General features: G+C 73.3%; 16 protein-coding genes. 12 read left to right on the top strand and 4 right to left on the bottom strand.

Annotation, left to right across the window (positions count from 1 at the left end; translation table 11 throughout):
* The 4 genes from M4J07_RS32545 to M4J07_RS32530 all read left to right on the top strand — a co-directional run.
* Positions 1-2,502: putative baseplate assembly protein (locus M4J07_RS32545; RefSeq protein WP_255977703.1), on the top strand; the 2,502-nt coding region annotated here is incomplete at its 5' end.
* Positions 2,502-4,631: a hypothetical protein gene (locus tag M4J07_RS32540; RefSeq protein ID WP_255977701.1), complete on the top strand. Its 2,130-nt coding sequence runs from the start codon at positions 2,502-2,504 to the stop codon at positions 4,629-4,631. The genes M4J07_RS32545 and M4J07_RS32540, both read left to right, overlap by 1 nt.
* An 81-nt stretch (positions 4,632-4,712) precedes the next feature.
* Positions 4,713-6,338 (top strand): DUF6519 domain-containing protein, encoded by a 1,626-nt coding sequence (locus tag M4J07_RS32535; protein ID WP_255977699.1) that lies wholly within the window; start codon positions 4,713-4,715, stop codon positions 6,336-6,338.
* Entirely contained in the window at positions 6,338-7,243 is a 906-nt protein-coding gene (locus tag M4J07_RS32530) for a peptidoglycan-binding protein (RefSeq protein ID WP_255977697.1), read from the top strand. The genes M4J07_RS32535 and M4J07_RS32530 overlap by 1 nt, the downstream gene beginning before the upstream one ends.
* 69 nt (positions 7,244-7,312) lie before the next feature.
* Here the strand turns inward: M4J07_RS32530 and M4J07_RS32525 are convergent, their stop codons facing one another.
* Complete coding sequence (locus M4J07_RS32525; RefSeq protein WP_255977694.1) at positions 7,313-9,202, bottom strand: ATP-binding cassette domain-containing protein; 1,890 nt, start codon at positions 9,200-9,202, stop codon at positions 7,313-7,315.
* A gap of 339 nt (positions 9,203-9,541) precedes the next feature.
* On the opposite strand from M4J07_RS32525, the gene M4J07_RS32520 reads away from it, so the two are divergent.
* Positions 9,542-10,903 carry a C1 family peptidase gene (locus M4J07_RS32520; protein ID WP_255977692.1) on the top strand — a complete coding sequence of 454 codons (1,362 nt, stop codon included), beginning with the start codon at positions 9,542-9,544 and terminating at the stop codon, positions 10,901-10,903.
* Positions 10,904-10,916: 13 nt separating this feature from the next.
* Here the strand turns inward: M4J07_RS32520 and M4J07_RS32515 are convergent, their stop codons facing one another.
* Positions 10,917-12,152 (bottom strand): cytochrome P450 family protein, encoded by a 1,236-nt coding sequence (locus tag M4J07_RS32515; protein WP_255977690.1) that lies wholly within the window; start codon positions 12,150-12,152, stop codon positions 10,917-10,919.
* Positions 12,153-12,533: 381 nt separating this feature from the next.
* Between M4J07_RS32515 and M4J07_RS32510 the strand changes: the two genes are divergently transcribed.
* Together M4J07_RS32510 and M4J07_RS32505 are read left to right on the top strand one after the other, a co-directional pair.
* On the top strand, positions 12,534-16,421 hold the full coding sequence (locus M4J07_RS32510; protein WP_255977688.1) for a Pls/PosA family non-ribosomal peptide synthetase: 3,888 nt from the start codon (positions 12,534-12,536) through the stop codon (positions 16,419-16,421).
* A gap of 71 nt (positions 16,422-16,492) precedes the next feature.
* Positions 16,493-17,824 carry a M1 family metallopeptidase gene (locus M4J07_RS32505; protein WP_255977686.1) on the top strand — a complete coding sequence of 444 codons (1,332 nt, stop codon included), beginning with the start codon at positions 16,493-16,495 and terminating at the stop codon, positions 17,822-17,824.
* 19 nt (positions 17,825-17,843) lie between these two features.
* On the opposite strand, the gene M4J07_RS32500 is transcribed toward M4J07_RS32505, so the two are convergent.
* Positions 17,844-19,412, bottom strand: a complete 1,569-nt coding sequence (locus M4J07_RS32500; RefSeq protein WP_255977684.1) for a long-chain-fatty-acid--CoA ligase — start codon at positions 19,410-19,412, stop codon at positions 17,844-17,846.
* Positions 19,413-19,618: 206 nt separating this feature from the next.
* On the opposite strand from M4J07_RS32500, the gene M4J07_RS32495 reads away from it, so the two are divergent.
* Positions 19,619-20,782: a TetR/AcrR family transcriptional regulator gene (locus M4J07_RS32495; protein ID WP_255977682.1), complete on the top strand. Its 1,164-nt coding sequence runs from the start codon at positions 19,619-19,621 to the stop codon at positions 20,780-20,782.
* A 77-nt stretch (positions 20,783-20,859) separates the two neighbouring features.
* Here the strand turns inward: M4J07_RS32495 and M4J07_RS32490 are convergent, their stop codons facing one another.
* Positions 20,860-22,068 carry an oxygenase MpaB family protein gene (locus M4J07_RS32490; RefSeq protein WP_255977680.1) on the bottom strand — a complete coding sequence of 403 codons (1,209 nt, stop codon included), beginning with the start codon at positions 22,066-22,068 and terminating at the stop codon, positions 20,860-20,862.
* A gap of 193 nt (positions 22,069-22,261) precedes the next feature.
* Between M4J07_RS32490 and M4J07_RS32485 the strand changes: the two genes are divergently transcribed.
* From M4J07_RS32485 to M4J07_RS32470, 4 genes are all read left to right on the top strand, one after another.
* The gene (locus tag M4J07_RS32485) at positions 22,262-23,893 is read left to right on the top strand and encodes a succinic semialdehyde dehydrogenase (RefSeq protein ID WP_255977678.1); all 1,632 of its coding nucleotides are present in this window, start codon (positions 22,262-22,264) and stop codon (positions 23,891-23,893) included.
* Positions 23,890-24,369, top strand: a complete 480-nt coding sequence (locus M4J07_RS32480) for a DUF4334 domain-containing protein (protein WP_255977676.1) — start codon at positions 23,890-23,892, stop codon at positions 24,367-24,369. Before M4J07_RS32485 ends, M4J07_RS32480 begins: the two co-directional genes overlap by 4 nt.
* Positions 24,366-25,418: an alcohol dehydrogenase catalytic domain-containing protein gene (locus M4J07_RS32475; RefSeq protein ID WP_255977674.1), complete on the top strand. Its 1,053-nt coding sequence runs from the start codon at positions 24,366-24,368 to the stop codon at positions 25,416-25,418. Before M4J07_RS32480 ends, M4J07_RS32475 begins: the two co-directional genes overlap by 4 nt.
* A 97-nt stretch (positions 25,419-25,515) precedes the next feature.
* Positions 25,516-26,679, top strand: a complete 1,164-nt coding sequence (locus tag M4J07_RS32470) for an acyl-CoA dehydrogenase family protein (protein ID WP_255977672.1) — start codon at positions 25,516-25,518, stop codon at positions 26,677-26,679.
* Positions 26,680-26,721 lie beyond the last annotated feature (42 nt).

Raw genomic sequence — 26,721 nt, 5'->3', positions numbered from 1 at the left:
CTGACGGCCCTGCACCCCGGCCTCGCCCGCACCCTCCCGTCGGCCCTGCGCCGGGCCGGGGCACCGAGCGCGCCCAAGCTGCTGCGCGAACTCCTGGCCATGCGCGTGCGCACGGCCCCGTTCGGCGCGACGGCACCGCTCAAGCCTGTCCAGGACGACCGGGGCCGGGTCGTGCGCACCGCCGACTGGCCGCTCACCGGTGCCGTGCTGACCAGCATGCGGGTCGTCTTCGACACCGCGGGCAAGGTGCCGACGAAGGCCGAGTTCCAGTACATCGAGGCCGGCGCCTCCGACCAGCGCTCCGAGAACCTGCTCGGCCAGACCCCGATCCCCACGTTCCGGCTCGGCCCCGGCACCGTCGACCTGTCGGCGCGCGTCGCCCCCGAGCGCGATCTGAACTGGCTGTCGCGCCGGCCCACCGACTCCCAGGAACCCGGCGTCACCGCCCAACTGCACGCGGGACTGCCCGAGTTCGGGCTGTTCGTGTCCCGGCCCGACGACGAGGGGCGCGTCCACGTCGTGGTCGGCACCGGAGCGAGCGACCCGGTCGTCCTGCAGCCCGGCACGCCCCAGCAGATCACCCGCGACGACCACGAGGTGACCCTCACCTACACGGCGGCCGGCACCCAGCCCAACGTGGAGATCGTCATCGCCGGGCGGCCCGAGCCGCTCAACCGGACGATCCTGCAACTCGACGGCGTCCAGGACTCCGTCACCGTCGGCAGCTGGGTCGCGATCCGCCGCCCCGCGAAGGGACAGCAGGGCGGGATTCCGGGCGACAGCGCGCTGTCGTTCGTCACCACCAAGGTCACGGCGGTGCGCACGGCCGCGTACACCAACTACGGGATCACCGGACGCGGCACCGAACTCGTCCTCGCCGACCCGTGGCTGGACGAGAAGGACGTGCTGCTCTCGCACATCAGGGACACCACCGTGTACGCGGCGGGCGAGCAGCTGCGCATGGCCGACGAGCCGCTCGGCGAGGACGTGCACGGCAACGAGATCGAACTGGCCCGGCTCCACGAGGACCTGCAGCGCGGCCGGACGCTCATCGTCAGCGGTGAGCGCAGTGACGTCCCCGGCACCACCGGCGTCACCGCCACCGAGGTCGTGGTGATCGCCGACACCGCACGCGTCACCGACCCGGCCGCCCCCGACGGCCCCTTCCACACCCGGCTCACGCTCACCGCCGACCTCGCCCACCGCTATCGCCGCGACACCGTCCGGATCCTCGGCAACGTCGTCGCGGCCACCCACGGCGAGAGCCGTGACGAACCCATCGGCAGCGGCAGTTCCGACCGCGTCAACCAGACCTTCGCGCTCTGGCAGTCCCCGCTGACCTGGACGGCCGCCGACACCCCTCTCGGTGCGACGCCCGCCCTGGAGGTCCGGGTCGACGGCCTGCTCTGGCACGAGGTCGACAGCCTCGCCGGACGCGGCCCCCGCGACCGCGTCTACATCACCGGCGCCACCGCCGACGGCCGCACCACCGTGACCTTCGGCGACGGGGTGCACGGCGCCCGGCTGCCCGGCGGCCACGAGAACGTCCGGGCCCGCTACCGGTTCGGCACCGGCAAGGCCGCCAACGTGGCCGAGGACCGCATCACCCAGGCCGTCAGCCGCCCCCTCGGCGTCACCTCGGTCACCAACCCGCGGCCCGCGAGCGGCGGCGCCGACGCGGACGGCCCAGCGCTGACCCGCTCCACCGTCCCGCTGGCGGTGGCCGCCCTCGACCGGCTGGTCTCGGTCCCCGACTACGAGGACTTCGCCCGCTCCCGCGCCGGGATCGGCCGGGCCTCGGCCCGCGAACTCTTCGACGGCAGGCGGCGGTTGCTGCACGTCACCGTCGCCGGCACGGACGACGTCCCGATCGCCGACCACACCGGCGACTCCGACCTGCTGCGCTCCCTGCGGGCCTCCCTCGCCACGTACGGCGATCCGCGCCTCGCGGTCCGCGTCGACGTGCGCGAACTGGTGCTGCTGCTCCTCGCCGCCCGGGTCAAGGTCGCGCCCGACCACGCCTGGGAGACCGTCGAACCCCGGCTCCGCCAGGCGCTCCTGCGCCGACTCGGCTTCGAGGGAAGGGAGTTGGGCCGACCGGCCGCCCTGTCCGACGTCCTCGCCACGGCACACCGGGTGCCGGGCGTCGACTACGTGGACGTCGACGTGTTCACCGGTGTGCCGGCCTCGGCGACGCCCGAGGAGGTGGCCGCCCTGGTCGCCGATCCCGGCCCGCCGCGCGCCACGGTCCCGGCGCGCACGGCGACGTACGACGAACGCGTCCACACCGTGCGCGCCAAGGACGGCGAGACCCTGTCGGCGGTCAGCGCCCGCTACGGGCTGCCGCTCGCCGAACTCCTGCGCCTCAACCCCGACATCACCGACACCCGGCGCCTCGCCGAGGGCCGGTCGGTGTACGTCTTCCGCGGCATCCGCCCGGCCCAGCTCGCCCTGCTGTCGCCGCACGCCGCGGACACGCTCGTTCTCACGGAGGTCAAGTGATGTCCCGAGAGCCGGACGGCCTCGCCGACCTGCTGCCCCAGTGGCACCGCCTGCGCGACGCCGAGGAGGGCGAACCGCTGCGGGCGCTGCTCGCCGTCATGGCCGAGCAGCTGGACCGGGTGCGCGACGGCGTCGAGCAGGGCTACGAGGACCTGTTCGTCGAGACCGCCGCGCCCTGGGTGCTGCCCTACCTCGGCGACCTCGTGGGATACCGCACCCTGCCCGGCTACGAACGGGTCCTCACCACCGGGCTGCGCGGCGCGTCCGCCACCCGCCTCGAACAGGCCGTCGCGCCCCGCCGCGACGTCGCCTCGACCGTCGCGAGCCGTCGCCGCAAGGGCACCCTGCACCTCCTGGAGGAGATCTCCGAGCAGGTCGCCGACTGGCCCGCGCGCGCCGTGGAGCTGTCCCGGCTCGTCTCCCACCAGCAGCCGGTGCGGCTCTCGGCCGACCAGGCCGGGACCGCCCACCGGACCGGGCGCGGGCGGACCGCCGACCTCCGCGACGGTGCGGCGCTCGACCTGGCCGGCGGACCCTTCGGCGCGGTGGCCAGGAGCGTCGACGTGCGGCGCGCCGACTCCCGCTACCGCCAAGGGGGCCTGAGCCCGGCCGGGGTGGCGCTCTTCGTGTGGCGGCTCAAGGCCCACTCACTGACCAGCTCACCCGCGTACTGCATCGACCGGGCCCGCCACCTGTACACCTTCTCCATCCTCGGCAACGACACCCCGCTCGTCACCAGGCCGGAGCCGGAGCCGTCGGCCACCCACATCGCGACGATCGACAACGTCCCCGCGTTCATCCGGCGCCGTCAGTTGCACGACCGGCTCGCCGACTACTACGGACCCGGCAAGAGTTTCGTCATCCGCCGCGACGGCGAGGACCAGCCGGTGCCGCTGTCCGACATCGTGGTCGCCGACCTGTCGGAGTGGCGGTACCGGCCCAAGCGCGGACAGGTCGCCGTGGACCCCGAGTCGGGCCGCATCGCGTTCGGCGCGCGGTCCGCGCCCCGGCAGGGCGTGTGGGTCGACTACCACTACGCGGCCGCCGCCGACATGGGCGGCGGCGAGTACCCGCGCGACCGCGTGGAGCGGCCCGACGCCACCGTCTACCGGGTGGGGCCCGGCGAGCCGTACCGGCAGATCATGGACGCCTACCGGGCCTGGCAGCACGACCGCAGGTCCGGGAGCTGCGGGCCCGACGGCATCGTCGAGATCACCCACAGCGGCGCCTACCAGGAACAGCTCGACTTCGACCTCGACCCGGGCGACCGCTTCGAACTGCGCGCCGCCGAGGGCGCACGGCCCGTCATCCGGCTCCTCGACTGGTACAGCAACCGGCCCGACGCCCTCAACGTCCGTGCCGTGTCCGAGGACTGCGCGCCCGCGGACCGGCCGCGGATCGTGCTCGACGGGCTGCTCGTCGCCGGCCGCGGCATCAACGTCACGGGCCCGATGGGCGCCGTCGTCGTACGGCACTCGACGCTCGTGCCCGGCTGGTCCCTGGAACCGGAGTGCACCCCGCACTCGCCGGACGAACCCAGCATCGTCCTGGAACGCACCACCGCCTGCCTGCAGGTCGAGGACAGCGTCCTCGGCACCGTCGAGGTCATCGGCGACGAAGTGTCCGAGGACCCGCTCGACATCCACCTGCGCGACTCGATCCTCGACGCCACCGGACCCGACCGCGCCGCGCTGTCCGCACCGGACTGCCGGCACGCGCACGCCGTCCTGCACCTCCACCGCACCACCGTCATCGGCGAGGTGCACACGCACGCGGTGCGCATCGCCGAGAACTCCGTCCTCACGGGACGGCTGCACGTCGCGCGGCGCGGCATCGGCTGCCTGCGCTTCAGCTACGTCCCCGCCGGATCGCGCACCCCGCGCCGGTACCGCTGCCGGCCCGAGGGCGCGAACGTGCGGCCGCTGTTCACCTCCGAGCGCTACGGGACGCCCTGGTACGGGCAGTTGGCCGACCGGTGCGCCGAGGAGATCCGGCGCGGGGCCGAGGACGGCGCCGAGATGGGCGCCTTCCACGACCTGTACCGGCCGCAGCGCGAGGACAGCCTGCGGGCCCGCCTCACGGAGTACGTGCCCGCCGGAACGGACGCCGGGATCTTCTTCGTGACCTGAGCGGACCCGCTCCCACGGGGCGCGCCCCACCCATCCGACGACGTGCGACCCGCACCATTCCGAACCAGGGGGACACCCTTCATGCACGCAGACTTCTCCCGTGCCACCTTCCGGCCCGCCCGGCACTACGCGGCGGTCATCGCCCAGCAGGGCCGGGTCCAGCTCGACGCGGACGTCAACGAGCAGGCCGCGATCCAGCTCCACCAGGCGCGCGCGACCGCCGTCGACCTGATCGGACAGCACGGCGGCCCGCTCGGCGCGGGCGGCGACACGGGCTTCCGGATCCAGTACCACGGCGCCACCCCCGATCTCGACACCCTGGAGATCCACGGCGGCCACTACTACGTCGACGGCATCCTGTGCGACGCGACCCGCCCGACGGCCGGCGACGCGGTGCCCGACGAAGCCGCCGCCGCAGCCGACGACGACAGCGAAGCCGACAGCGGCACGCCCGGCCCGGCACCGACCGCGTTCTGGGACTACTGGGACCAGCCCGACGGCTATCGCGACAAGGAGAAGCCGGGCGACCGGCTGCCCACCGACTACCCCTTCGTCGTGTACCTCGACGTGTGGGAGCGCGCGGTGACCGCCGCCGAGGACCCGGCGCTGCGCGAGGTCGCGCTCGGCTCGGCGATGCCCGACACCGCCGCCCGCCGCAAGGTCGTCTGGCAGGTGCTGCCGCTCGCCTACGCGACGCTGGGCATCGAGGGCGCCGTGCCGCCGCCGGACGACGTGCGCCGGGCCTTCGAACGCTGGGCGGCGAAGGAGTCCGCGCCCAAGGCCCGGCTCGCCGTGCGCAGCGAGCGCCCCGACCACGCCGACGAGGACCCCTGCCTGGTCAGGCCGGACGCCGCCTACCGGGGCCCGGAGAACCAGCTCTACCGCATCGAGATCCACGCGGGCGGGGCGGCGGGCACGGCGGGCGAACCGGGTGACGCCACCTTCAAGTGGTCGCGGGAGAACGGCTCCGTGGTCTTCCCCGTCGACGAGGTCGACGGCACCTGGATCCAGTTGGCGACCCTCGGCCAGGACGCCAAGCTGGACCTCGACGTCGGCGACCACGTCGAGCTGGTCGACACCGCGTACGCCTCCCGCCTGGAGCCGCTGCCGCTGCTCAGGGTCGAGGAGCTCGACCTGCCGGGCCGCCGGGTCCGGCTGTCGGCCGAGCCGGACCGGCACGTCGGACGGCGCGCCGAACTCCACCCGTACCTGCGCCGCTGGGACCACCGGGCCGCCCCCAAGCAGCGGGGCCGCACCGCGGCGCTGCGCGGCGGCGCCGTCCGCGTCGAGGAGGGCGGCTGGCTGCCGCTGGAGGACGGCGTCGAGGTCTACTTCGAGAAGGGCGGCACCTACCGCACCGGCGACTACTGGACCGTCGCCGCCCGCACCGCCACCGGCGACGTCGACTGGCCGGTGAACGCCGCGCGCAAGCCCCTGCTGTGCCACCCGGCCGGCATCGTCCACCACTACGCGCCGCTCGCCCTGGTCAAGGGCGAGGGCAGCCCCGTCGACCTGCGCCTCGGCTTCTCGCCCCTCGCCACCCGGACCGTGCCGCCGGCCGACGCGGCCTCCCTCGCCGCCGAACGGCGGGCGCACGAGGAGGAGTTGGCCGCCGAGGGCGCGGCGCCGGACACCGGCAGGTCGCAGACGACCGCGGCGGCCGAGGCCGCGGTCGACGACTCCGCCGCGGGGGAGGGGAACGCCTGATGGCCACGCCCCTGACCGCGTCCAAGCTGGTGCAGGTGCTGCGCGCCGAGGGCCTCACCGTCCACGAGGTCCGCAACTGGCGCCGCCACAACCGCAACGCGAAGGGCCCGTACGGCCCGATGAACGGCGTGATGATCCACCACACCGTCACCTCCGGCACGAGCTCGTCGGTCGCGCTCTGCTACGAGGGCCACGCCAACCTGCCGGGCCCGCTGTGCCACGGCGTCATCGACAAGAAGGGCGAGGTCCACCTGGTGGGCAACGGCCGGGCCAATCACGCGGGTCTCGGCGACAGCGACGTGCTGCGCGCCGTCGTCAACGAGACGAAGCTGCCGCACGACAACGCCGCCGACACCGACGGCAACCGTCACTTCTACGGCTTCGAGTGCATCAACCTCGGTGACGGCAAGGACCCTTGGCCCCAAGTGCAGAAGGAGGCCATCGAGAAGGTCGCCGCCGCCATCTGCCGCGCCCACGGCTGGAGCGAACGCTCGGTGATCGGCCACAAGGAGTGGCAGCCGGGCAAGGTCGACCCGCGCGGCTTCACCATGGACGGCATGCGGGCGCGCATAGCGGACCGCCTCGCCGGCCACGGCGGGGACAAGGGAGGCAAGGACCCGGAGCCGACACCCAAGCCCAAGCCGAAGACCGAGTACGAGCCGTTCCCCGGCGGCGGCTTCTTCCACGTCGGACGGAGCCACCCCATGATCACGATGATGGGGCACCGCCTGATGGCGGAGAGCTGCAGCCGCTACGAGTCAGGACCGGGCCCCGAGTGGACCGAGGCCGACCGCACGTCGTACGCGGCCTGGCAGCACAAGCTGGGCTTCAAGGGGAAGGACGCCGACGGCATCCCGGGCAAGGTCAGCTGGGACCTGCTGAAGGTGCCGAAGACACGACGGTGAGCGTGGAGGCGACACGCCTTCCCCGGAGGGGAGCGGACCGGGTGCCCGCTCCCCTCCGGGCGCGCGGGTTCAGCGGTCGTCGGCCAGCGCGACGAGTTCGGCGAAGAGTCCGCCGGCCGCGACCAGGTCCTCGTACGAGCCCTGCTCGACGACGCGCCCCCGGTCCATGACGAGGACGCGGTCGGCGAGCCGGGTGTTCTCGAGCTGGTGGGTGACGACGATCGTCATGCGCTCGGCCGCGATCCGCCGGATCTCCAGGAAGACGGAGTGCTCGCCGCGGGCGTCCATCTGCGAGGTCGGCTCGTCCAGGATCAGCAGCGGCGTGCGGCGGTACAACGCCCTGGCGCACGCCAGGCGTTGCCACTGGCCGCCGGACAGCTCGGCACCGCCCCACAGCTCCTTGGCCAGCAGTGTGTCGAGCCCGTGCGGCAGCTTCTCGACGGCCTCGCGCATGCCGACGGCGTCGACGACGTCCCAGACCGGATCGTCGTCGTGGGTCTTCGGCTGGCCCAGGGTGATGTTCTCGCGGGCCCGCAGCGGCCAGCAGGCGAAGTTCTGCGGCACGAGCGAGGTGCGGCGCCACACGGCGTCGGGGTCGGCGTCGGCGAGATCGGTGCCGTCCCACAGCACGCGGCCCTTGTCGGCGAGGAGGATGCCGGTGAGGAGCCTGGTCAGGGTCGACTTGCCGGAGCCGTTCTCGCCGACGACGGCCAGGATCTCGCCGCGGCGCAGGGTGAGGGAGACCCCGTCGACGGCCGGTTCGTCCTTGCCGGGGTACCGGTAGGAGACCTCGTCGAGCCGGATCTGCGCCACCCGGTCGGCGACGGTCGCCGCACCGCGGGCGGGGGCGCGCCGGGCCGCCAGGTCGAGGAACGCCCGCATGTCCGCCAGGTAGAGGGAGGTGTGGAACAGGGCGGCGCCGTGCACCACGAACTGGGACAGCGCGGCGAGCGTCGTCTGCACGGCGACCACGGCGGTGGCGGCGACGGGCAGGGCGACCCGGCCGGTGGTGGCCAGCCAGGCGAGCGCGGCCCACGTGCCCAGCAGGAACAGTCCGCCCAGGGCGCTGGTCGCCAGGACGATGCGGAGCATGCGGGGCGCGGCGGTGAGGGTGCGCCGGTCGATGCGGTCGGACAGGGCGCGGTACCAGTGGACGAGGTAGCCGGTCATGCCGTTGGCGCGGACCTCGTCGCCGTACCGGGAGTAGGTGGCCCACCAGCGCATCATGGAACGGACGTTGCGGTCACCGACGTTCAGGTAGTGCGTCTCGTAGTCCACGCGTGCGCTGAGCACCGCCCCTGTACCGGCCGGGAGCACGGCGAGCAGCAGCAGCGGCAGCATCAGCGGGTGCAGCGCGGTGATCACCCCGCTCGCGGCGATCATGCGGATCAGGGCGGCCATGAAGCGCTGGGCGTCCTGCACCATCAGGCGGGTGCGGGTGACGCCGACCTCGGCGGCCTCCTGCCGGTCGGCGAACCCGTCCTCGCCGTACGCGGCGGACTCCACCCGGCAGACGGCGGCGACCAGTGCGAGGTCCGCCTCCGACGTCAGCAGCGGGGTGATCCGCCCGTCGGCGTACGAGGACAGGGCGCTGCCGATCCGGCCGAGACCGGCGGCCGCCGTCACCACGAGCAGGGCGGGCAGGGCTCCGTGCAGGCGTGCGGAGACGGGGCCCGTGCCGAGCAGGTGCGTCATCGCGCGGGCGGTGCAGGTGAGGACGACGGCGGCCGCGACGCCGGTGAACACCTGGCAGGCGAGGAGCAGGACGACACCGGTCCTGTCGACGCCCCACGCCCGGCGTGCCGTGTGCGCGAGCACGGCGGGAAGGCGTCGGCACATGGCCGTGAAACTGGCGTCCGCCAGCGGGTTCCTGCCGTGCTCGCCCTCGAAGGTGAGCGTGGCGGGGGGTGGTGGGGGCGGTGCCGTCCCGGCCGCGGTCGCGGTGTCGTTCACCGTCATCTGCATTCCTCCTCAGGGGTGGTCGCCGCGCGGGGGTGGTCCGGCGGTGCCCGGCCCAACGACGCCCGCGGGGAATCGAACGCGGGCGATTCCGGACGTGCTGGGCGCCCGCGAACACCAGGGCACGAGCGCGCCCCCGCCGTGGTGGAGCCGGTCCCGGACGGCGCGAGGTTGGCCGAATCGCCGACGCCTGAAACCCCTGTGACCGGTGAGGTTCGGGTCGGGGCAGGTCCGTTGACTGCCGGTCAACGGCCGTGGAACGGTGAGACAGCTCCACCCCTCCTGCCAGCCACGGGCCCGGGACCACGGGCCGCATCGAGAACGGGAAAGCGGATCACTGTGACGCTCGGACAATCGCACTCCCGCCAGGCCAAGGACCGCAGCCTCACCGCAGAGCAACTCGAGGCGTTCGAGAAGGAGTTCGCCGCCCGGCCGGCGAACCGTCTGATGCAGAACGCCGTGACCCAGACGTCCGTGGACGACATCGCCCTCGACCGGCGCATCGTGACCGCCGCCGACCACTCCGTCTCCCACCACCTGGACGACTGGAAGGTCACCAACCAGAAGAAGAGCGGCCGCTGCTGGATGTTCGCCGGGCTGAACCTGCTGCGCGTCGGCGCCGCGCGCGAACTCGGCGTCAAGGACTTCGAGTTCTCCCAGAACTACGTGCTGTGGTGGGACAAGTTCGAGCGGGCGAACCACTTCCTGGAGAGCATCGTCGAGACGTCCGACCGCGACGTCGACGACCGCACGGTGGCGCACCTGCTCGGGGACCCCATCAGCGACGGCGGCCAGTGGAACATGTTCGTGGCGCTCGTCGCCAAGCACGGCCTGGTGCCGAAGTCGGCGATGCCGGAGACGGACAGCTCGTCGGCGACCGGGCCGATGAACCGGGCGCTCAAGAGCCTGCTCCGGAGGGGCGCCCGGGACCTGCGCCGGCTGGCCGCCGAGGGGCCCGAGGCACAGCGTGCGCACAAGCACGAAGTGCTGGCCGCCGTCCACCGGGTGCTCAGCATCCACCTCGGCACGCCGCCGCGGCAGTTCCTGTGGCAGTGGCGGGACAAGGACCAGGAGTTCCACCGGGACGGCTGGCTGACGCCGGCCGAGTTCGCCGCGGCGTACGTGCGGATACCCCTCGACGAGTACGTGTGCCTCGTGCACGACCCGAGGGAGTCGAGCCCGGTCGGCCGCACCTTCACCGTCGAGCACCTGGGCAACGTCGTCGAGGCTCCGCCGGTGGTCTACCTGAACGTCGGGATGGATCTGCTGAAACGTCTCAGCGTGGCGGCCGTGGTGGGCGGCGAACCGGTCTGGTTCGGCTGTGACGTCGGCCGGATGATGCGCGCCGACCTCGGGCTCTGGGACGCGGACCTGTTCGACTACGAGGCGGTCTACGACGCGTCGTTCGAGCTGGACAAGGCGGCCCGGCTCGTCCACCACGAGACCCAGATGACGCACGCGATGCTGTTCACCGGCGTGGACGTGGTCGACGGTGCGCCGCGCCGCTGGCGGGTCGAGAACAGCTGGGGCGACGAGAAGGCCGACAAGGGCTTCTGGACGATGAACGACTCGTGGTTCGGCGAGCACGTCTTCGAGGTCGCGGTGCGGCGGTCCGCGCTGCCGCCGGAGCTGGCCGCCGCCCTCGACGAACCGCCCATCGTCCTGCCCGCCTGGGACCCGATGGGCGCGCTCGCCGACTGAGGGCCGGCCCCGGTCAGTCCACCGGTGCCGGCCGCAGGCGTACGGGCAGGGTCATGTGTCCGTTGCTGATCAGGGTCGGCACCGGGGCCAGCTCCTCGACGGGCACGGCCAGCCGGACGTCGGGGAAGCGGTCGAAGAGGCGGCGCAGGGCCGTGCTCACCTCGAGCCGGGCGAGCGGGGCGCCCAGGCAGTAGTGGACGCCGTGCCCGAAGGCGAGGTGCTCCTTGGTGGCGCGGGTCGCGTCGAACCGGTCCGCGTCGTCGCCGTGCCAGCCCGGGTGGCGGTTGGCGGCGGCGTACGAGGCGAGGATCGCCTCGCCGGTGCGGATCGTCCGGCCGTCGGGCAGCGGGACGTCCTGGAGCGCGTAGCGCAGGGGCAGGTGCTTGACGGCCGGTTCGAGGCGCAGGGTCTCCTCGACGACGTCCTCCCACGAGCAGCGGCCGGCCCGGACGTGGGCCAGCTGGGCCGGGTCGGTCAGCAGGGAGCAGACGGCCTGGTCGATGACGTTGACGGTCGTCTCGTAGCCGGCGCTGATCATCAGCAGCAGCGTGTCGCGCAGCTCGGCGTCGGTCAGGGCGCCGCCGTCGCCCTCCTCGTCGCGGGCGGCGATGAGCAGGGACGTCATGTCGTCGCCCGGCTCGGCCCGCTTGGCGTCGATCAGCTCCGCGAGCAGTTGGTACACGGCGGCCGTGTTCTTCGCGGCCTCGTCGGCGGAGAGCGTGGTGGCGAACACGCCGTCCACCAGCGTGCGGAACTCGGCCCCCTGGGCGGCGGGCAGGCCCATCAGCCGGCCGACGACGGCGATCGGCAGCGGGGTGGCCAGGTGCTCGCGCAGATCGACGACCGCACCGTCCGCAACCTCGTCGAGACGGTCGAGCAAGCCGCTCACGAGGGCCTCGACGTCGGCCTTCATCGCGGTGACCCGGCGGACCGAGAAGGCGGGGGCGACCAGGCGGCGCAGGCGGCGGTGGTCGCTCCCGTAGGCCGTGAACATGTTGTCCACCGCGATCCACAGGGCCAGCGGCCAGGTCGCGACCGTCTCCGCGAAGGCCGGCCAGTGGGCCCGGGCGTCCTTGGACACGTACGGGCTGGTCAGGAGCTGCTTGAGGAGCTCGGGGTCGGAGATCGACCAGGCGGTCACCCCGAGGATGTCCACCGGCGTGGCCGGGCCGCGGGCGCGCAGGGCCAGGTGCTCGGCGTGGTGGTCGGATCCGTTGGGGTCGAGGACGAGCAACTGCTGTTCGGACACGGTGGGGTTCCTTCAGCGGTGGGGGATGACGGCCGACGGCGGCAACGGGCCCGCCGCCGACCGGAGTTCGGCAGGGACCGGACGACACGGCAGGTCGGCCCCCACGCCCGCCAGCATGCCGCACACCACCGTGCCGCGTAAGACGCCCTTTCCGCAGACGACCCGTAGGCGACCCGCAGGGCGAGCCCCCGGCCGGCTCCTGCGGTGGTGGTCGTGGCCGGGCGGAGGGGCGGCGGAGGGTTCCTCGGTCCGCGATGCCGGATTTCCGGGGACCGATTAGGCTTTGCCGGTTGTCCGGCTCAGGCATGCGGACAGCCTCCGGCAGACCGGGTGGGGAACGGCGAACTCCCGGGGATGCGCGGCCCGCTACGTAAGGATCCGATGGAAGCCACGCGCACGAACGCTGAGCTCAGCCTGCTCGACGCGGAGATGAGCGAACGGTTCGAGGAGCCTGCCTTCTTCGCCGCGGGGTGCGCCGCGCCGCCGCGCACCCTCCTGGACGTGCTCGACGCCACGGTCCTGGCGTACCCCGACGAGCCCGCCCTCGACGACGGCACCCGACAGCTGACGTACCGCGCGCTGGCCGTGGAAGTGGAACAGCTACGGCGCAGGCTCGACGCGGCCGGCGTGGGCCTGGGCGACCGGGTCGGGATCCGGGTGCCCAGCGGCACGAACGAGCTGTACGTCGCGATCCTCGCCGTCCTCGCCGCCGGCGCCGCCTACGTGCCGGTCGACGCGGAGGACCCGGAGGAGCGCGCCGAACTCGTCTTCGGGGAGGCGGAGGTCCGCACCGTCATCGGCGCCGGACACGAGTTCACCGTCGGCAAGCCCGCCGACGTGCCCGCCGCCCGGCCAGGACCGGCGGACGACGCGTGGATCATCTTCACCTCCGGTTCCACCGGACGGCCCAAGGGCGTCGCGGTCGCCCATCGCAGCGCCGCCGCGTTCGTCGACGCCGAGGCCGCCCTGTTCCTGACCGAGGAGCCGATCGGGCCCGGCGACCGCGTGATGGCCGGTCTCTCCGTCGCCTTCGACGCCTCCTGCGAGGAGATGTGGCTGGCCTGGCGCTACGGTGCCTGCCTCGTACCGGTGCCCCGCTCGCAGGTGCGCAGCGGCGCCGACCTCGGGCCGTGGCTCGTCGAGCAGGAGATCACCGTGATCTCCACCGTGCCGACCCTCGCCGCCCTCTGGGAGCCGGAGGCCCTCGACGACGTACGCCTGCTGATCTTCGGCGGCGAGGCCTGCCCGCCGGAACTCACCCAGCGCCTGGTCACCGAGGGCCGCGAGGTCTGGAACACGTACGGGCCCACCGAGGCCACCGTCGTCGCCTGCGCCGCCCTGATGACCGGCGAGGAGCCGGTCCGGATCGGACTGCCGCTGAACGGCTGGGAGCTGGTCGTCGTCGACGAGGCCGGCCGGCCGGTGCCGATGGGCGCCTGCGGACAGCTCGTCATCGGCGGCGCGGGCCTCGCCCGCTACCTCGACCCCGAGAAGGACGCCGAGAAGTACGCGCCGCTGGAGTCGATGGGCTGGCCACGCGCCTACCGCAGCGGCGACCTCGTCAGGGCGGACCCCGAGGGCCTCGTCTTCCTCGGCCGCACCGACGAGCAGATCAAGCTCGGCGGCCGGCGCATCGAACTCGGCGAGGTCGACGCCGCCCTCCAGGCCCTGCCCGGCGTCGCGGGCGCGGCCGCCGCCGTACGCACCGCCCGCAGCGGCAACCAGCTGCTCGTCGGCTACCTGGTCACCCAGGAAGGCTTCGACCACGCCACCGCCGTCGCCCGGCTGCGCGCCGAACTGCCCGCCGCGCTCGTGCCGTTGCTGGCCCCGGTCGCCGAACTGCCCACCCGCACCTCGGGCAAGGTCGACCGCAACGCGCTGCTCTGGCCGCTGCCCGACCTCGACACCGGCGCCGCGACCGAGCAGCTGTACGGCACCGAGGCCTGGCTCGCCGAGCAGTGGAGCGAGACCCTCGGCATCCCCGTGACCAGCGCCTCCGACGACTTCTTCGCGATCGGCGGGAACAGCCTGGCCGCCGCCCGCCTCACCACCCGGCTGCGCACCCGCTACCCGAGCGCCGCCGTCATCGACCTCTACGAGCGGCCCGTCCTGCGCAAGCTCGCCCGACGCCTGGAGAAGTCCGGCCAGGACGACGGTGCCGCCCGCGTCGTCACCCCCGTCCCCGTCCGCACCCAGGTCGCCCAACTGGCCCTGCTGATCCCGCTGTTCACCCTCGTCGGACTGCGCTGGGTCGTCGTGCTCGCCGCCCTCGGCAATGTCCTGCACCACCTGGGCGGCTACCCGTGGATGCCCACCGCCTCCTGGTGGCTGGTCGCGGCCGGCGCCCTGGTCCTGCACAGCCCGCCCGGACGCCTCGCCCTCGCGGCGGGCGGCGCCCGGCTGCTGCTGCGCGGCGTCGCACCCGGCAGCCACCCGCGCGGCGGCTCCGTCCATCTGCGCCTGTGGACCGCCGAACGCCTCGCCGAGTACAGCGGCGCGACCTCGCTCACCGGCGCCTGGCTGCAGCGCTACGCCCGGGCCCTCGGCGCCAAGGTCGGCGACGACGTCGACCTGCACTCGCTGCCCCCGGTCACCGGACTGCTCAAGCTCGGCCGCGGCTGCTCCGTGGAGACCGAGGTGGACCTGTCCGGGCACTGGCTGGACGGCGACCGCCTGGAGATCGGCCAGGTCAGGGTCGGCGCGGGAGCCGTGGTCGGCACCCGCAGCATCCTGTTCCCCGGCGCCAAGGTCGGCAAGCGCGCCGAGGTCGCCCCGGGCTCGGCCGTGCGGGGCCAGATCCCGACCGGCCAGCGCTGGGCCGGATCGCCCGCCGCCAAGCTCGGCAAGGCCAAGCGCGACTGGCCCCGCGAGCGCCCGCCGCGCGCGGCGCACTGGCGGGCGATGTACGGCGTGACCGGGACGGCACTGACCCTGCTGCCCGTCGCCGCCGCGGTGCCCGCGCTGTACGTGGCGCGCGCCTTCGTGCCCGCCGACGCCGCGCTCGGCGACGCCGTCCGCGGCGCCCTGCTCGCGCTCGTCCCCGCCACCCTGGCCTTCGGCCTCGCCTACGCCGCGCTGATCCTCGTCGGCGTGCGGCTGCTCGGCCTCGGCCTGCACCCCGGCACCCACCCCACCCACAGCCGCGTCGGCTGGCAGGCATGGTCCGTCAGCCAGCTCATGGACCTGTCCCGGCAGGTCCTCTTCCCGCTGTACGCCGGGCTCGTCACACCCGTCTGGATGCGGCTGCTCGGCATGCGCGTCGGCCGCGGCGCCGAGGTCTCCACCGTGCTCGCGCTGCCCAGCCTGACCACGGTCGGCGAGGGCGCCTTCCTCGCCGACGACACCCTGACCGCCCCGTACGAACTGGGCGGCGGCTGGGTCAGGACCGGCCGCGCGGAGATCGGCCGGCGGGCCTTCCTCGGCAACTCCGGCATGACCGCGCCCGGCCGCCGGGTGCCCGACGACGGACTGGTCGGCGTGCTCTCGGCCACCCCGAAGAAGGCCAAGAAGGGCAGCTCCTACCTGGGGCTCCCGCCGGTCGAGCTGCCCCGCGCGGCGGCCGGCGCCGACGACAGCCGCACCTACGCGCCGCCCGCCCGGCTGCGGCTGGCCCGGGCCCTGGTCGAGCTGTGCCGGATCGTGCCGGTGTTCTGCTCCGCGGCGCTGGTGATCCTCACGGTCGCGCTGCTCGCCGCGGCCGCCGCGCACGGGCTGTGGTTCGCGGCGCTGCTGTCCGGAGCGGTCCTGCTCGCCGCGGGCGCGCTCGGCGCGCTCGTCTCGGTCGCCGCCAAGTGGCTGCTCGTCGGCCGGCACCGCACCGGCGAACACCCGCTGTGGTGCGGCTTCGTCTGGCGCAACGAACTCGCCGACACCTTCGTCGAGATGCTCGCCGTCCCCTGGCTCGCCGGCGCCGTGCCCGGCACCCCCGTCCTCAACCTGTGGCTGCGCGGGCTCGGCGTCCGCATCGGCCGGGGCGTGTGGTGCGAGAGCTACTGGCTGCCGGAGACCGATCTGGTCACGCTCGAGTCCGCGGTGAGCGTGAACCGGGGCTGCGTCCTGCAGACCCACCTCTTCCATGATCGGATCCTGCGGACGGATACTGTGATCCTCCGTGCGGGCGCCACCCTGGGCCCGGGCGGGATCGTGCTCCCCGGCAGCGAGATCGGAGCCCGTACGACCCTGGGCCCCGCATCCCTCGTGATGGCCGGTGAGTCGGTACCGGCGGACACCCGCTGGCTGGGCAATCCGATCGAGGCCTGGCGCCCCTGAGGCGGCGGGCCGCCGTCGAGGAGCGGCGCGGCGGCACGTCGCACGAGGACAGGGCAGGGAGCGGACCAGGCGTGAGCGGGCAGCAGAAGACGGCACCGGACCCCTACTTCCCGGGCAACGGTGACTCCCGCTTCCGGGTGCACCGGTACGAGCTGGACCTCGACTACCGGCCGGGCCCGAACCGGCTGGAGGGCACGGCCCGGCTCAGCGCGATCGCGGGCCGCGCCCCGCTCACCGAGTTCCAGCTGAACCTGGGCGACTTCCGGATCGGCCGCATCCGCGTCGACGGCCGCGCCCCGCACTACTCGCACCGCGGCGGCAAGCTGCGGGTGCGCCCGCCGAAGGAACTGCCCGCCGGGTCCGCGTTCACCGTCGAGGTGACCTACGCGGGCAACCCCAAGCCCGTCAGCAGCCCCTGGGGCGGACTCGGCTGGGAGGAGCTGACCGACGGCGCGCTGGTCGCCAGCCAGCCGGTGGGAGCGCCGTCCTGGTACCCGTGCAACGACCGGCCCGCCGACAAGGCCGCGTACCAGATCGCGATCACCACCCCCTCGGCCTACCAGGTGGTGATCGGCGGCAAGCTGCTGACCCGGACCACCCGGGCCTCCACCACCACCTGGCTCTACGAACAGCCCGCGCCCACCTCCAGCTATCTGGTCGGCCTGTCCATCGGCCGGTACCAGACGGCGCTCCTCGGCGACCCGGGGCTCAGCGGGGTGCCGCAGACCGGGCACTTCCCGGCGCACCTGCTCGCCGAGTTCTCCCGGGACTTCGCGCGCCAGCCGCAGATGATGACCCTCTTCGAGGAGCTCTTCGGGCCCTATCCGTTCGGCGAGTACGCCGTCGTCGTGGCCGACGAGGAACTCGACGTGCCGGTCGAGGCGCAGGGCCTGTCGCTGTTCGGCGTCAACCACGTCGACGGCTCCCGCGGCTCGGAGCGGCTGGTCGCCCACGAACTCGCCCACCAGTGGTTCGGCAACAGCGTCACCGTCGCCGACTGGCGGCACATCTGGCTCAACGAGGGCTTCGCCAAGTACGCCGAGTGGCTCTGGGCGGAGCGCTCGGGCGGGCGCTCCGCCCAGGACCTGGCCGCGAGCGCCCACCGGTTGCTGGCCGGCCAGCCCCAGGACCTCGAACTGGCCGATCCGGGCCGCAAGTCGATGTTCGACGACCGGCTCTACGAACGCGGCGGCCTCGCCGTGCACGCGGTGCGCCGCGCGCTCGGCGAGGACGCGTTCTTCCGGATGCTGCGCGAGTGGGCCGTCGTCCACCGGCACGGCGTGGTCAGCACCCGGACGTTCACCGCGCACGTGGAGCGGTTCGCGGCCGGGCCGATGGACGAGCTGTTCGCGGCCTGGCTGTACGGGACCCGGCTGCCGCCGCTGCCGGTGCCCGCTGTCTGAGCGGTGGCCGGGAGGCGGGTCAGGAGGTGCGGGCCGCGTCCTCGGTGCGCAGCACGGACTTGACCACCTTGCCGCCCGCGTTGCGGGGCAGTTCGGCGAGGACCACGAGGTCCTTGGGCCGCTTGAACGAGGCGAGCCGCCCGTCGAGGAACTCCGTCAGGCCGGACAGCGACAGCTCGGCTCCCTGCGCGAGGGCGACGCAGGCGACCGGCACCTGGCCCCAGCGCTCGTCGGGCCGGCCGATCACCGCGACCTCGCGCACGGCCGGGTGCGCGGCGACGGCGTTCTCCAGCTCGGCGCAGTAGATGTTCTCGCCGCCGCTGATGATCATGTCCTTCTTGCGGTCGACGACCCAGACGAAGCCCTCGTCGTCCCGCCTGACCAGGTCGCCGGAGTGGAACCAGCCTCCGTCGAAGGCCTCCGCGGTCTCCTGCGGCTTCTGCCAGTAGCCCCGCATCAGGTTGGGGCCGCGGTAGACGATCTCGCCGACCTCGCCCACGGGGACGTCGTTCATGTCGGCGTCGACGATGCGGTGCTGGATGCTCGGGATCGGCCGGCCGACCGAGCCGAGCTTGCGCAGGGAGTCCTCCCCGCGCAGCACGCAGGTGATCGGCGAGGTCTCGGTCTGGCCGAACACCGCCACGTTGAGCGCGGCGGGGAACTTCTCGCCCATGGCGCGCAGCGTCGCGTCACTCGCGGGAGCGGCCCCCCAGCTGATGATGCGCAGCTTCAGGTCGCGCTTGTCGATGTCGGGCTGCGCGCAGATCAGGTCCCACTGCTGCGGGACGTTGAACACGACGGTGGCGCCCTCGCGTTCGTACGCGTCGAGCACGGCCGCCGGATCGAAGGCGCCCAGCGGATGGATCACCACCGTGCCGCCGACCAGGATGTTCGCCACGATCGAGCCGAGTCCGGCGATGTGGAAGAAGGGCGCCGTCAGGAACCCGACGTCGGAGTCGTCGAACATCTCCATCGCGCGGATGCAGGTGAGCGCCTGGACCTGCATGTTGCGGTGGGAGAGCATCACTCCCTTCGGCCGCCCGGTGGTGCCCGAGGTGTACATGATCAGCGCGGTCGACTCCTCGCTGATGTCGGGCAGTTCCATCGGCTCGTGCGCCGCGAGGAACTCCTCGTAGGCGAGGCAGCCCTCCGTCGCCCCGGACGGCTCGCCGATCACGACGACCGTGCCGATCGACGCGGCGTCCGGGACGGCCCGCAGCAGCGGCAGCAGCCGGGCGTCGACGACGATCGCCGCGGGGGTGCAGTCGGCCAGGATGTAGCCGAGTTCCAGCGGGGCGAGCCGGAAGCTGAGCGGCACGGCCATGGCGCCCAGGCTGTTCGCCGCGAACACGCTCTCCACGCACCACGGGTGGTTGAGCGTGAGCAGGGCCACGCGGTCGCCCGCGGTGACGCCCCGGTCGGCGAGGGCGGCGGCGAGTTGCAGCGAGCGCCGCGACAGCTGCGCCCACGTCGTCGTCTCGCCGAGGTGGCGCAGCGCGGGCTTGTCGGGGCGCATCGTCGCGTGGGTGGCCGCCTGGGACATCCAGTGGTTCCGGAAGGACCAGGCGGGAGCCGTGTCCGTCGACATGGGCGACTCCTCGGGTTCGTCGGTGGGCAAGGGCCGTGCGTGGTGGGGGTCGTGGCGGCATTGTGCCGTCCAACGCCGCTGGCAGAGAAGCGTCGTGACGTACTTTTGTTAATCGGGAATCACATGGGTCACGGCTCGGGCCCGGTCCGGTCCGACGTGTGATTGACTGGCCGCATGGCCCTGTCCCCGCATGCGTGCGTGCGTTCATGACCGCCGAGCCGACCACGGCCACGCGCCCCCGCAACCGCAGGCAGCTCATCGTCGAGGCGGCCGGCCGGCTGTTCAGCGAGCGCGGCTACCACGCGGCGTCGATGGAGGAGATCGCCGCCGCCGTGGGGATCACCGCCGCGGCCCTGTACCGGCACTTCCCGAACAAGTACGCGCTGTTCGCGGAGTGCGCGCACACCATGGTGGACCGGCTGGTGGCCGCGCTCGACGAGCTGCCGGCCGACGCCGACCCGGCCGAGGTGTTCGCCGCCCTCATCCAGGTGACCGTCGCGCACCGGGCGTCGGGCGGCGTGTACCGCTGGGAGGCCAGGTACCTCGACCGTGAGGACCGCCGGCTGCTCAGGGCCAAGTTCGGGCGGGTCGTCGGGCGGGTCTCCGAGGCCGTGCGGCGCGCGGGTGCGCTGCCCGACGAGCAGTTGCGGGTCGTGGCGGCGCTCGGCGCCATCGGGTCCATCACCATGCACCGCACCTCCATCGCCCAGCGCCGGGTCGAGGACCTGCTGTCGGCCTGCGCCCTGCGGGTGGTCGCCACCGCCCCCCGGGCCTCCGGCGCGAGCGCACGCCCCGTCGAGCTGCCGGTCCTGCCGGTGCCGCGCTCCCGGCGCGCCGAGATCCTCGCGGCCGCCGTCCCGCTGTTCGCCAGGGACGGCTTCGCCAACGTCACGAACGGCCAGCTCGCCGAGGCGGTGGGGCTCGCACCGTCCGCGCTCTACCGCCACTACCCGGGCAAGGTCGACATCCTCGCGGCGGCGTGCCTGCAGGCCGCGGGGCTGCTGGCCCAGGCGGTGGACCAGAGCCTGCAGGACGTGACCGATCCACGGGACGCCGTGGTGGCCCTCGCGTCGACCTACGTCGCGTACAGCTTCGAGCACACCGCCCTCACCAGCGTCGCCGAGGCCGAGTTCGGCGGTCTGCCGGCCGATCTGCAGCGCCCGCTGGTCCTCGCGCAGCGCGAGCACATCGCCGTCTGGGAGCAGCAGTTGCTGCTGGCCCGCCCCGAGCTCGACCCGCGGCAGGCCAGGGTCCTGGTGCACGCCGGTTTCGGCGTGGTGGTGGAGGCCGGGCGGAGCCTGCGCTGGCGGGACGGAGCGGACCAGCGGGCCGCCGTCACCGGGCTCGTCGTGGGCGCGCTCGGCGTCTGAGCGCACGGACCGCGCGGACGCCCGTCCCACGGTGGATGCACCGTGGGACGGGCGGGGTGCGCGAGGGGCCGGGCGGCTCAGGAGCCCGCCCGGTTCCCCGTCGGGATCACGATCGGCGTGGTCGTCCCCGAACTGCCGTTGTTGAGGAAGGCCATGGCCAGGGCGCGGACGAACTGGTCGAACAGGTAGAAGGCCCCCGGTGCGACGGGTGACAGCCCCTCGCGGAACAGGATGAACGCGGGCCACACCGTCCGGATCAGGGTCGCCGACGCGTAGTCGCGCTTCAGCCCGAGCCAGTCCCCGATCTCGTCGCTGAGGACGTAGCGGACGAACTCGTTGAGGAACCCGCGGGTGACGCCCAGGTCGATCTGGGCGGTCAGCCCGAGGAGGTCCTCGGCGAGTTCGATGCCCTCGGTCGTCGGCGAGAGGATCGGGGTGAGCACCTGGCCCGACTGGGCCTCCGCGTCGGCCCACGTCTTGGGGATGTACTCGTCCCGCACACCGAGCAGGTGCAGGGCCACCTGCCAGCTGTGCAGGAATGCCTCCTGGTCCGCGGCCGGGAACGGCACCTTCCAGTCGAGCAGCTTCCTGCGCACGAAGGTGCCCAGGCTGTGGAAGGTGACCAGGATGTCCGCGTTGCTGATCGGGATCTTCTGGTCCGCGACCGCCGTCCAGTGGGGCGACTGCGGCAGCAGGTGCCGCACGGCGGCGTGCACCAGACGCGTCTTGTTGGCGGTGACCACCATCTGGCCCGTCGGCTCGAAGCCCTTCAGCTGGGCCAGGTCGTAGCCGAACGTGAACGTCTTGGCCGCGCGGTCCTTCATGTTGGCGCCGCCCGCGGACCAGTAGACGCTCTTGGCCTCCCGCGGGATCACGGTGCTCATGATCCCGCTGCCCAGACCGTAGAGGACGAAGAGGTACGTGTCCTTACGGCGGTTGAAGTCGGCGGCGCGCGCCAGCTTCACCGGATCCGCCCACGAGGGCAGCTTGTTGACCTTCTGCAGATAGGCGGACAGCTCGGGTGGCAGGCCGCTGGGCAGGGGGTCGTTGTTGTTCACCCACGACCCCATCGCGGTGTTGACCGCCGGGATCTGGCCGTTGTCGAAGAGGGAGGCCAGCAGCTGGTCCACCTCGTCGTCCCAGACGTACTCCGGGTCGGTGCCCGATCCGGCACCGGCGACGGAACCCGCCGACGACCACGCCCATGCGTCGGTGCTGCCCGCCGCGCCCACGAGGCCCAGGGCCGCCCCCAGGGACAGGACTCTTCTGCGGCTGAGATTGCTCATTGACTTGCTCGCTTTCCTGGTAGGACGTGCGGCTCATCACGCCTTGTATCACCGGGAGTTGGCGTTGCCTGCACGGCTCGAAGCTTGTTCCAGGATGTGATTTTTGATTAACATAGCGAGGCGCGCTGCCATCGACAAGGGCAGCGCCACGGCGTTCCGGATCGATCCCGTCCCGTACGACCGAGGAGCTCGCATGACCACGGAGCAGGACCAGACCCCGGCACCGCCCAGCCCTGCGACGACGAGCTCCAGGCCCGGGTGGGTGACGGACGAGTCGATCGCGCGGTGGTGCGGGTGGGTGTCCAAGGAGGCGTCGGGCGACGGACCCGACGGCGGTGAGGTGACCACGGCCGTCGCCCCGTTCGACCTGGCGCCCACCGCGGCCGTCCCCGTCAGCACCCCGGCCGACGTCGAGGCGGCGGTGGCCGGCGCCCGGGCGGCCCGGCCGCAGTGGGCGCGGACGTCGCTGAGGGACCGCGGCGCCGTCGTCCTCGCCTTCCACGACCTGCTGCTCGAGCGGCAGGACCAGGTACTCGACCTGATCCAGTGGGAGACCGGCAAGGCGCGCTACCACGCCTGGCAGGAGGTGGCCCAGGTCGCGGCCATCGCCCGGCACTACGCGCGGCGCGCCCGGCACTACCTGGCCCCGCGCTCCGTGCGCGGCATGGTGCCCGGCCTCACCAAGGTCAGGGAGGTGCGCGTACCGAAGGGCGTCGTCGGCATCGTCTCCCCGTGGAACTACCCCCTGTACCTCGGCGTGGGCGACGTGTTGCCGGCCCTGCTGGCCGGTAACGCCGTGGTCTCCAAGGCGGATGCGCAGACCGCACTGACCCTGCTGTGGACACGCGACCTGATGGCGCGGGCCGGACTGCCGGCCGAGCTGTGGCAGATCGTCACCGGTCCCGGGCCCGTGGTGGGCACCGCCCTGGTCGACGCCGTCGACTTCGTCTGCTTCACCGGGTCGACCGCCACCGGGCGCTCCGTCGCGGAGCGGGCCGCGCGACGGCTGACCGGCGCCTCCCTCGAACTCGGCGGCAAGAACCCGCTGATCGTGCGGGCGGACGCCGACGTCACCGCCGCCGCGGCCGGCACGGTGGTGGCGGCCTTCGCCAACTCCGGGCAGATGTGCATCCACATCGAGCGCGTCTACGCCCACGAGAAGGTGTACGACGCCTTCCGCACCGAACTGGTCCGGGCGGTGGAGGCGCTCCGGCTCGGACAGGGCTACGACTACGCCGCGGACCTCGGCCCCCTCACGTCGGCGGCGCAGCTCGCCGCCGTCGAGCGCCACGTCGACGGCGCGCGGGACAAGGGGGCGACCGTGCTCACGGGCGGCCGGACCCGACCCGAGATCGGCCCGCTCTGCTACGAACCGACGGTCCTCGAAGGCGTCACGGACGAGATGGCCGTGTGCGGCGACGAGACGTTCGGCCCGGTCCTCTCGCTCTACTCCTACGCCACGGACGACGAGGCCGTGGACCTGGCCAACCGGGGGAGCTACGGCCTGTCGGCGTCCGTCTGGTCGAAGGACACCCGCGCCGCCGCCCGGCTGGCGGCCCGGATCCGCGCCGGGTCGGTCAACATCAACGACGGCGCCGCGGCCGCGGCCGGCAGCATCGAGGCCGGGATGGGCGGCATGGGCGACAGCGGACTGGGCCGGCGGCACGGGGCCGAGGGCATCCGCAAGTACACCGAGAGCCAGACGGTCGCCACCCAACGCCTCATGCCGCTCGGCCCGCCGAAACCGGGGCGGAGCGCGGTGGAGGGCTTCGTGCGCCGCACCAACGGCCAGCTGTCCCTGCTGCGCCGGCTCGGTGTGCGATGAGCGGCCGCACGGCGTCCGTGGGCGAGCGGTGGCGGGCCCTGCGGGCCGCGCAGGGCCCGCACGACCCGGCGGACCTCGACGCCCTCTGGGCGGACCTCGACGTCGTCGACGCGGCGTCGGTCCTCGGCCCCTGGCGCGGATTCGCCTTCCCGACCGGCCACCCCATCGAGAAGGTGCTGGCCACCAGCCGCTGGCACGGCAAGCGGTTCGACGCGCTGGACGACGCCAAACCGCTGATCTGCCGCGCCGGCGACGGCAGCCTCTACTCCGACACCGAGGCGGGGCGGGGCGGGGCCAGTCTCTGGAACGTCCAGTTCCGCGGTGAGGTGACCGCCACGATGGTGTACGACGGCATGGCCGTGCTCGACCACTTCAAGCGCGTGGACGACACCACCCTCATGGGCGTGATGAACGGCAAGCCCGGACTCGTGCTCGCGGCGGGCCGGCACTTCTACTTCGGCCTGGAGCGCGAGTGAGGACCTCCGTGCTGCTCTCCCGCGGCGCGGGACCCACCGCAGTCGTCGAGGCCGAACTGGACGATCCGCGCGCCCACGAGGTGGTCGTCAGGATCGAGGCCGTCGGCGTCTGCCACACCGACCTCGTCACCCGAAAGGCGCTCGGTGACCGGCCCGCCGTGCTCGGTCACGAGGGGTGCGGCATCGTCGAGCGGACCGGCACCGCGGTCGACACGCTCGCCGTGGGGGAGCGCGTCGTGATCTCCTTCGCGTCCTGCGGCCGGTGCGGACAGTGCCGGGCGGGCCATCCCGCGTACTGCGACCTGGCGAGCGCCCTCAACGCGTCGGGGCGACGCCTGGACGGGACGGCCACGATCCGCGTCGACGACGTCCCGGTGTTCGGCGCCCACTTCGGGCAGTCGTCGTTCGCCGCGGCCGCGCTGGCCGACGCCAGGTCCTGCGTCCCGGTCGGCGATACGCCACCGGAGGTCGCCGCCCCGCTGGGGTGCGGATTCCTGACCGGCGCGGGCGCGGTGCTCAACGTGCTGCGGCCGGGCCCCGGCGACCGGCTCCTGGTGGTCGGCGCCGGCGCCGTCGGCACCGCCGCCGTCCTGACCGCCCTGTCCGACGGCGTGGAGGTCGTGGTGGCGGAGCCCGTCGCCGCGCGTCGTGAACTCGCGGTCCGCTTCGGCGCGCTGGCCGTCGCCTCCCTGGACGACCCCGTCCCGTCGGTCACCCACGCGCTCGACACCACCGGACGCCCCGAGGCGATCACCCGGGCCCTCGCACTGCTGCGGCCCCGGGGAGCGCTGGCCGTGGTCGGCCTCGGGCCCGCCACCGCCGGTATCGACGTGCGGGACCTGATGCTGCGCGGGCTGCACCTGCGCGGCTGCGTCGAGGGCGACGCCGAACCCTCGCTCCTCGTCCCCGAACTGATCCGGCGTCACGTCGAGGGCCGCCTGCCCCTCGACGCCCTGGTGACCACGTACCCCCTGGACGACTTCGACCGGGCGGTCACCGACCAGCGGGCGGGCCTGACGCTGAAGCCCGTGCTCATCCCGCCCGGCTGACCCCTCCGCCGAACTCCCGCTCCCCGCCGTACTTCCGCTCCCCGCCGTGTTCCTGCTCCCTGCCCCATGTACGAGATCAGCTCAGATCGGAGTCCTGATGACGAGTGCGATCCGCGCCGAACGGTCGCTGTACGACGACGACCACGAACTGCTGCGCGAGACGGTCCGGGCGTTCGTCGACAAGCACGCCGCACCGCACGCCGAACGGTGGCGCGCCGAGGGCAAGGTCGACCGCGAGCTGTTCCAGGAGGCCGCCCGGGCCGGCATCCTCGGCTTCAACATCCCCGAGGAGTACGGCGGCGGCGGAGTCACCGACTTCCGCTTCAACGCGGTGATCGGCGAGGAGTTCTCCCGCCACCCGGTCTCCGACGGCCTCGCCTGCGTGGGACTGTCCAGCGACATCGTGGTGCCCTACTTCACCGACCTGACCGACGACGAGCAGAAGGCCCGCTGGCTGCCGGGCATCGCCGCCGGCGAGTCGATCGTCGCGGTCGCGATGACCGAACCGGGCACCGGCAGCGACCTGGCCGGCATCGCCACCACCGCCGTCCGCGACGGCGACGACTACGTCGTCAACGGCAGCAAGGTCTTCATCTCCAACGGGCAGAACGCCGACCTGGTCGTCACCGCTGTACGGACCGGACCCGACCGGCACGGCGGGATCAGCCTGCTGGTCGTCGAGGCCGACCGGCCCGGCTTCTCCCGGGGCCGCAACCTGGAGAAGATCGGCCTGCACGCCCAGGACACCAGCGAACTCTTCTTCCAGGACGTCCGCGTGCCGGCCGTTAACCTGCTCGGCGCGGAGGGCACCGGCTTCAAGTCCCTGATGCGCAACCTCCCCCAGGAACGGATCTCGATCGCCGCCAACGCCGTGGCGTCCATCGAGGGCGTGCTGGAGCGGACCGTGGAGTACGTCAGGGAGCGCAAGGCGTTCGGCCGCACCGTCGGCTCCTTCCAGAACACCCGCTTCCAGCTCGCCGACATGGTCACCACCGCCCGGGTCGGCCGCGCCTACATCGACGACCTGCTCGCCCGGCACACCCGCGGCGAACTGAGCGCCGCCGACGCCGCCGCGGCCAAGTTCTGGGCCACGGAGCAGTACGTCGACATCGTCGGACGCTGCCTCCAACTGCACGGCGCCTACGGCTACATGCTCGAGTACCGCATCGCCCACGACTACCTCGACTCCCGCATCACCACCATCTACGGCGGCACCACGGAGATCATGAAGGAGATTGTCGCGCGCGACCTGGGTCTCTAGGACCGGCGGCGCGACCAGCGGACTCGTCAAGGCCACCCCGGC

Origin of the sequence: Streptomyces longispororuber (genome assembly GCF_024448165.1) — a bacterium.
Lineage (GTDB): Bacteria > Actinomycetota > Actinomycetes > Streptomycetales > Streptomycetaceae > Streptomyces > Streptomyces longispororuber_A.
The sequence above is the reverse complement of the archived record's forward strand: the minus strand, read 5'-3'. Positions and strand labels throughout refer to the sequence as shown.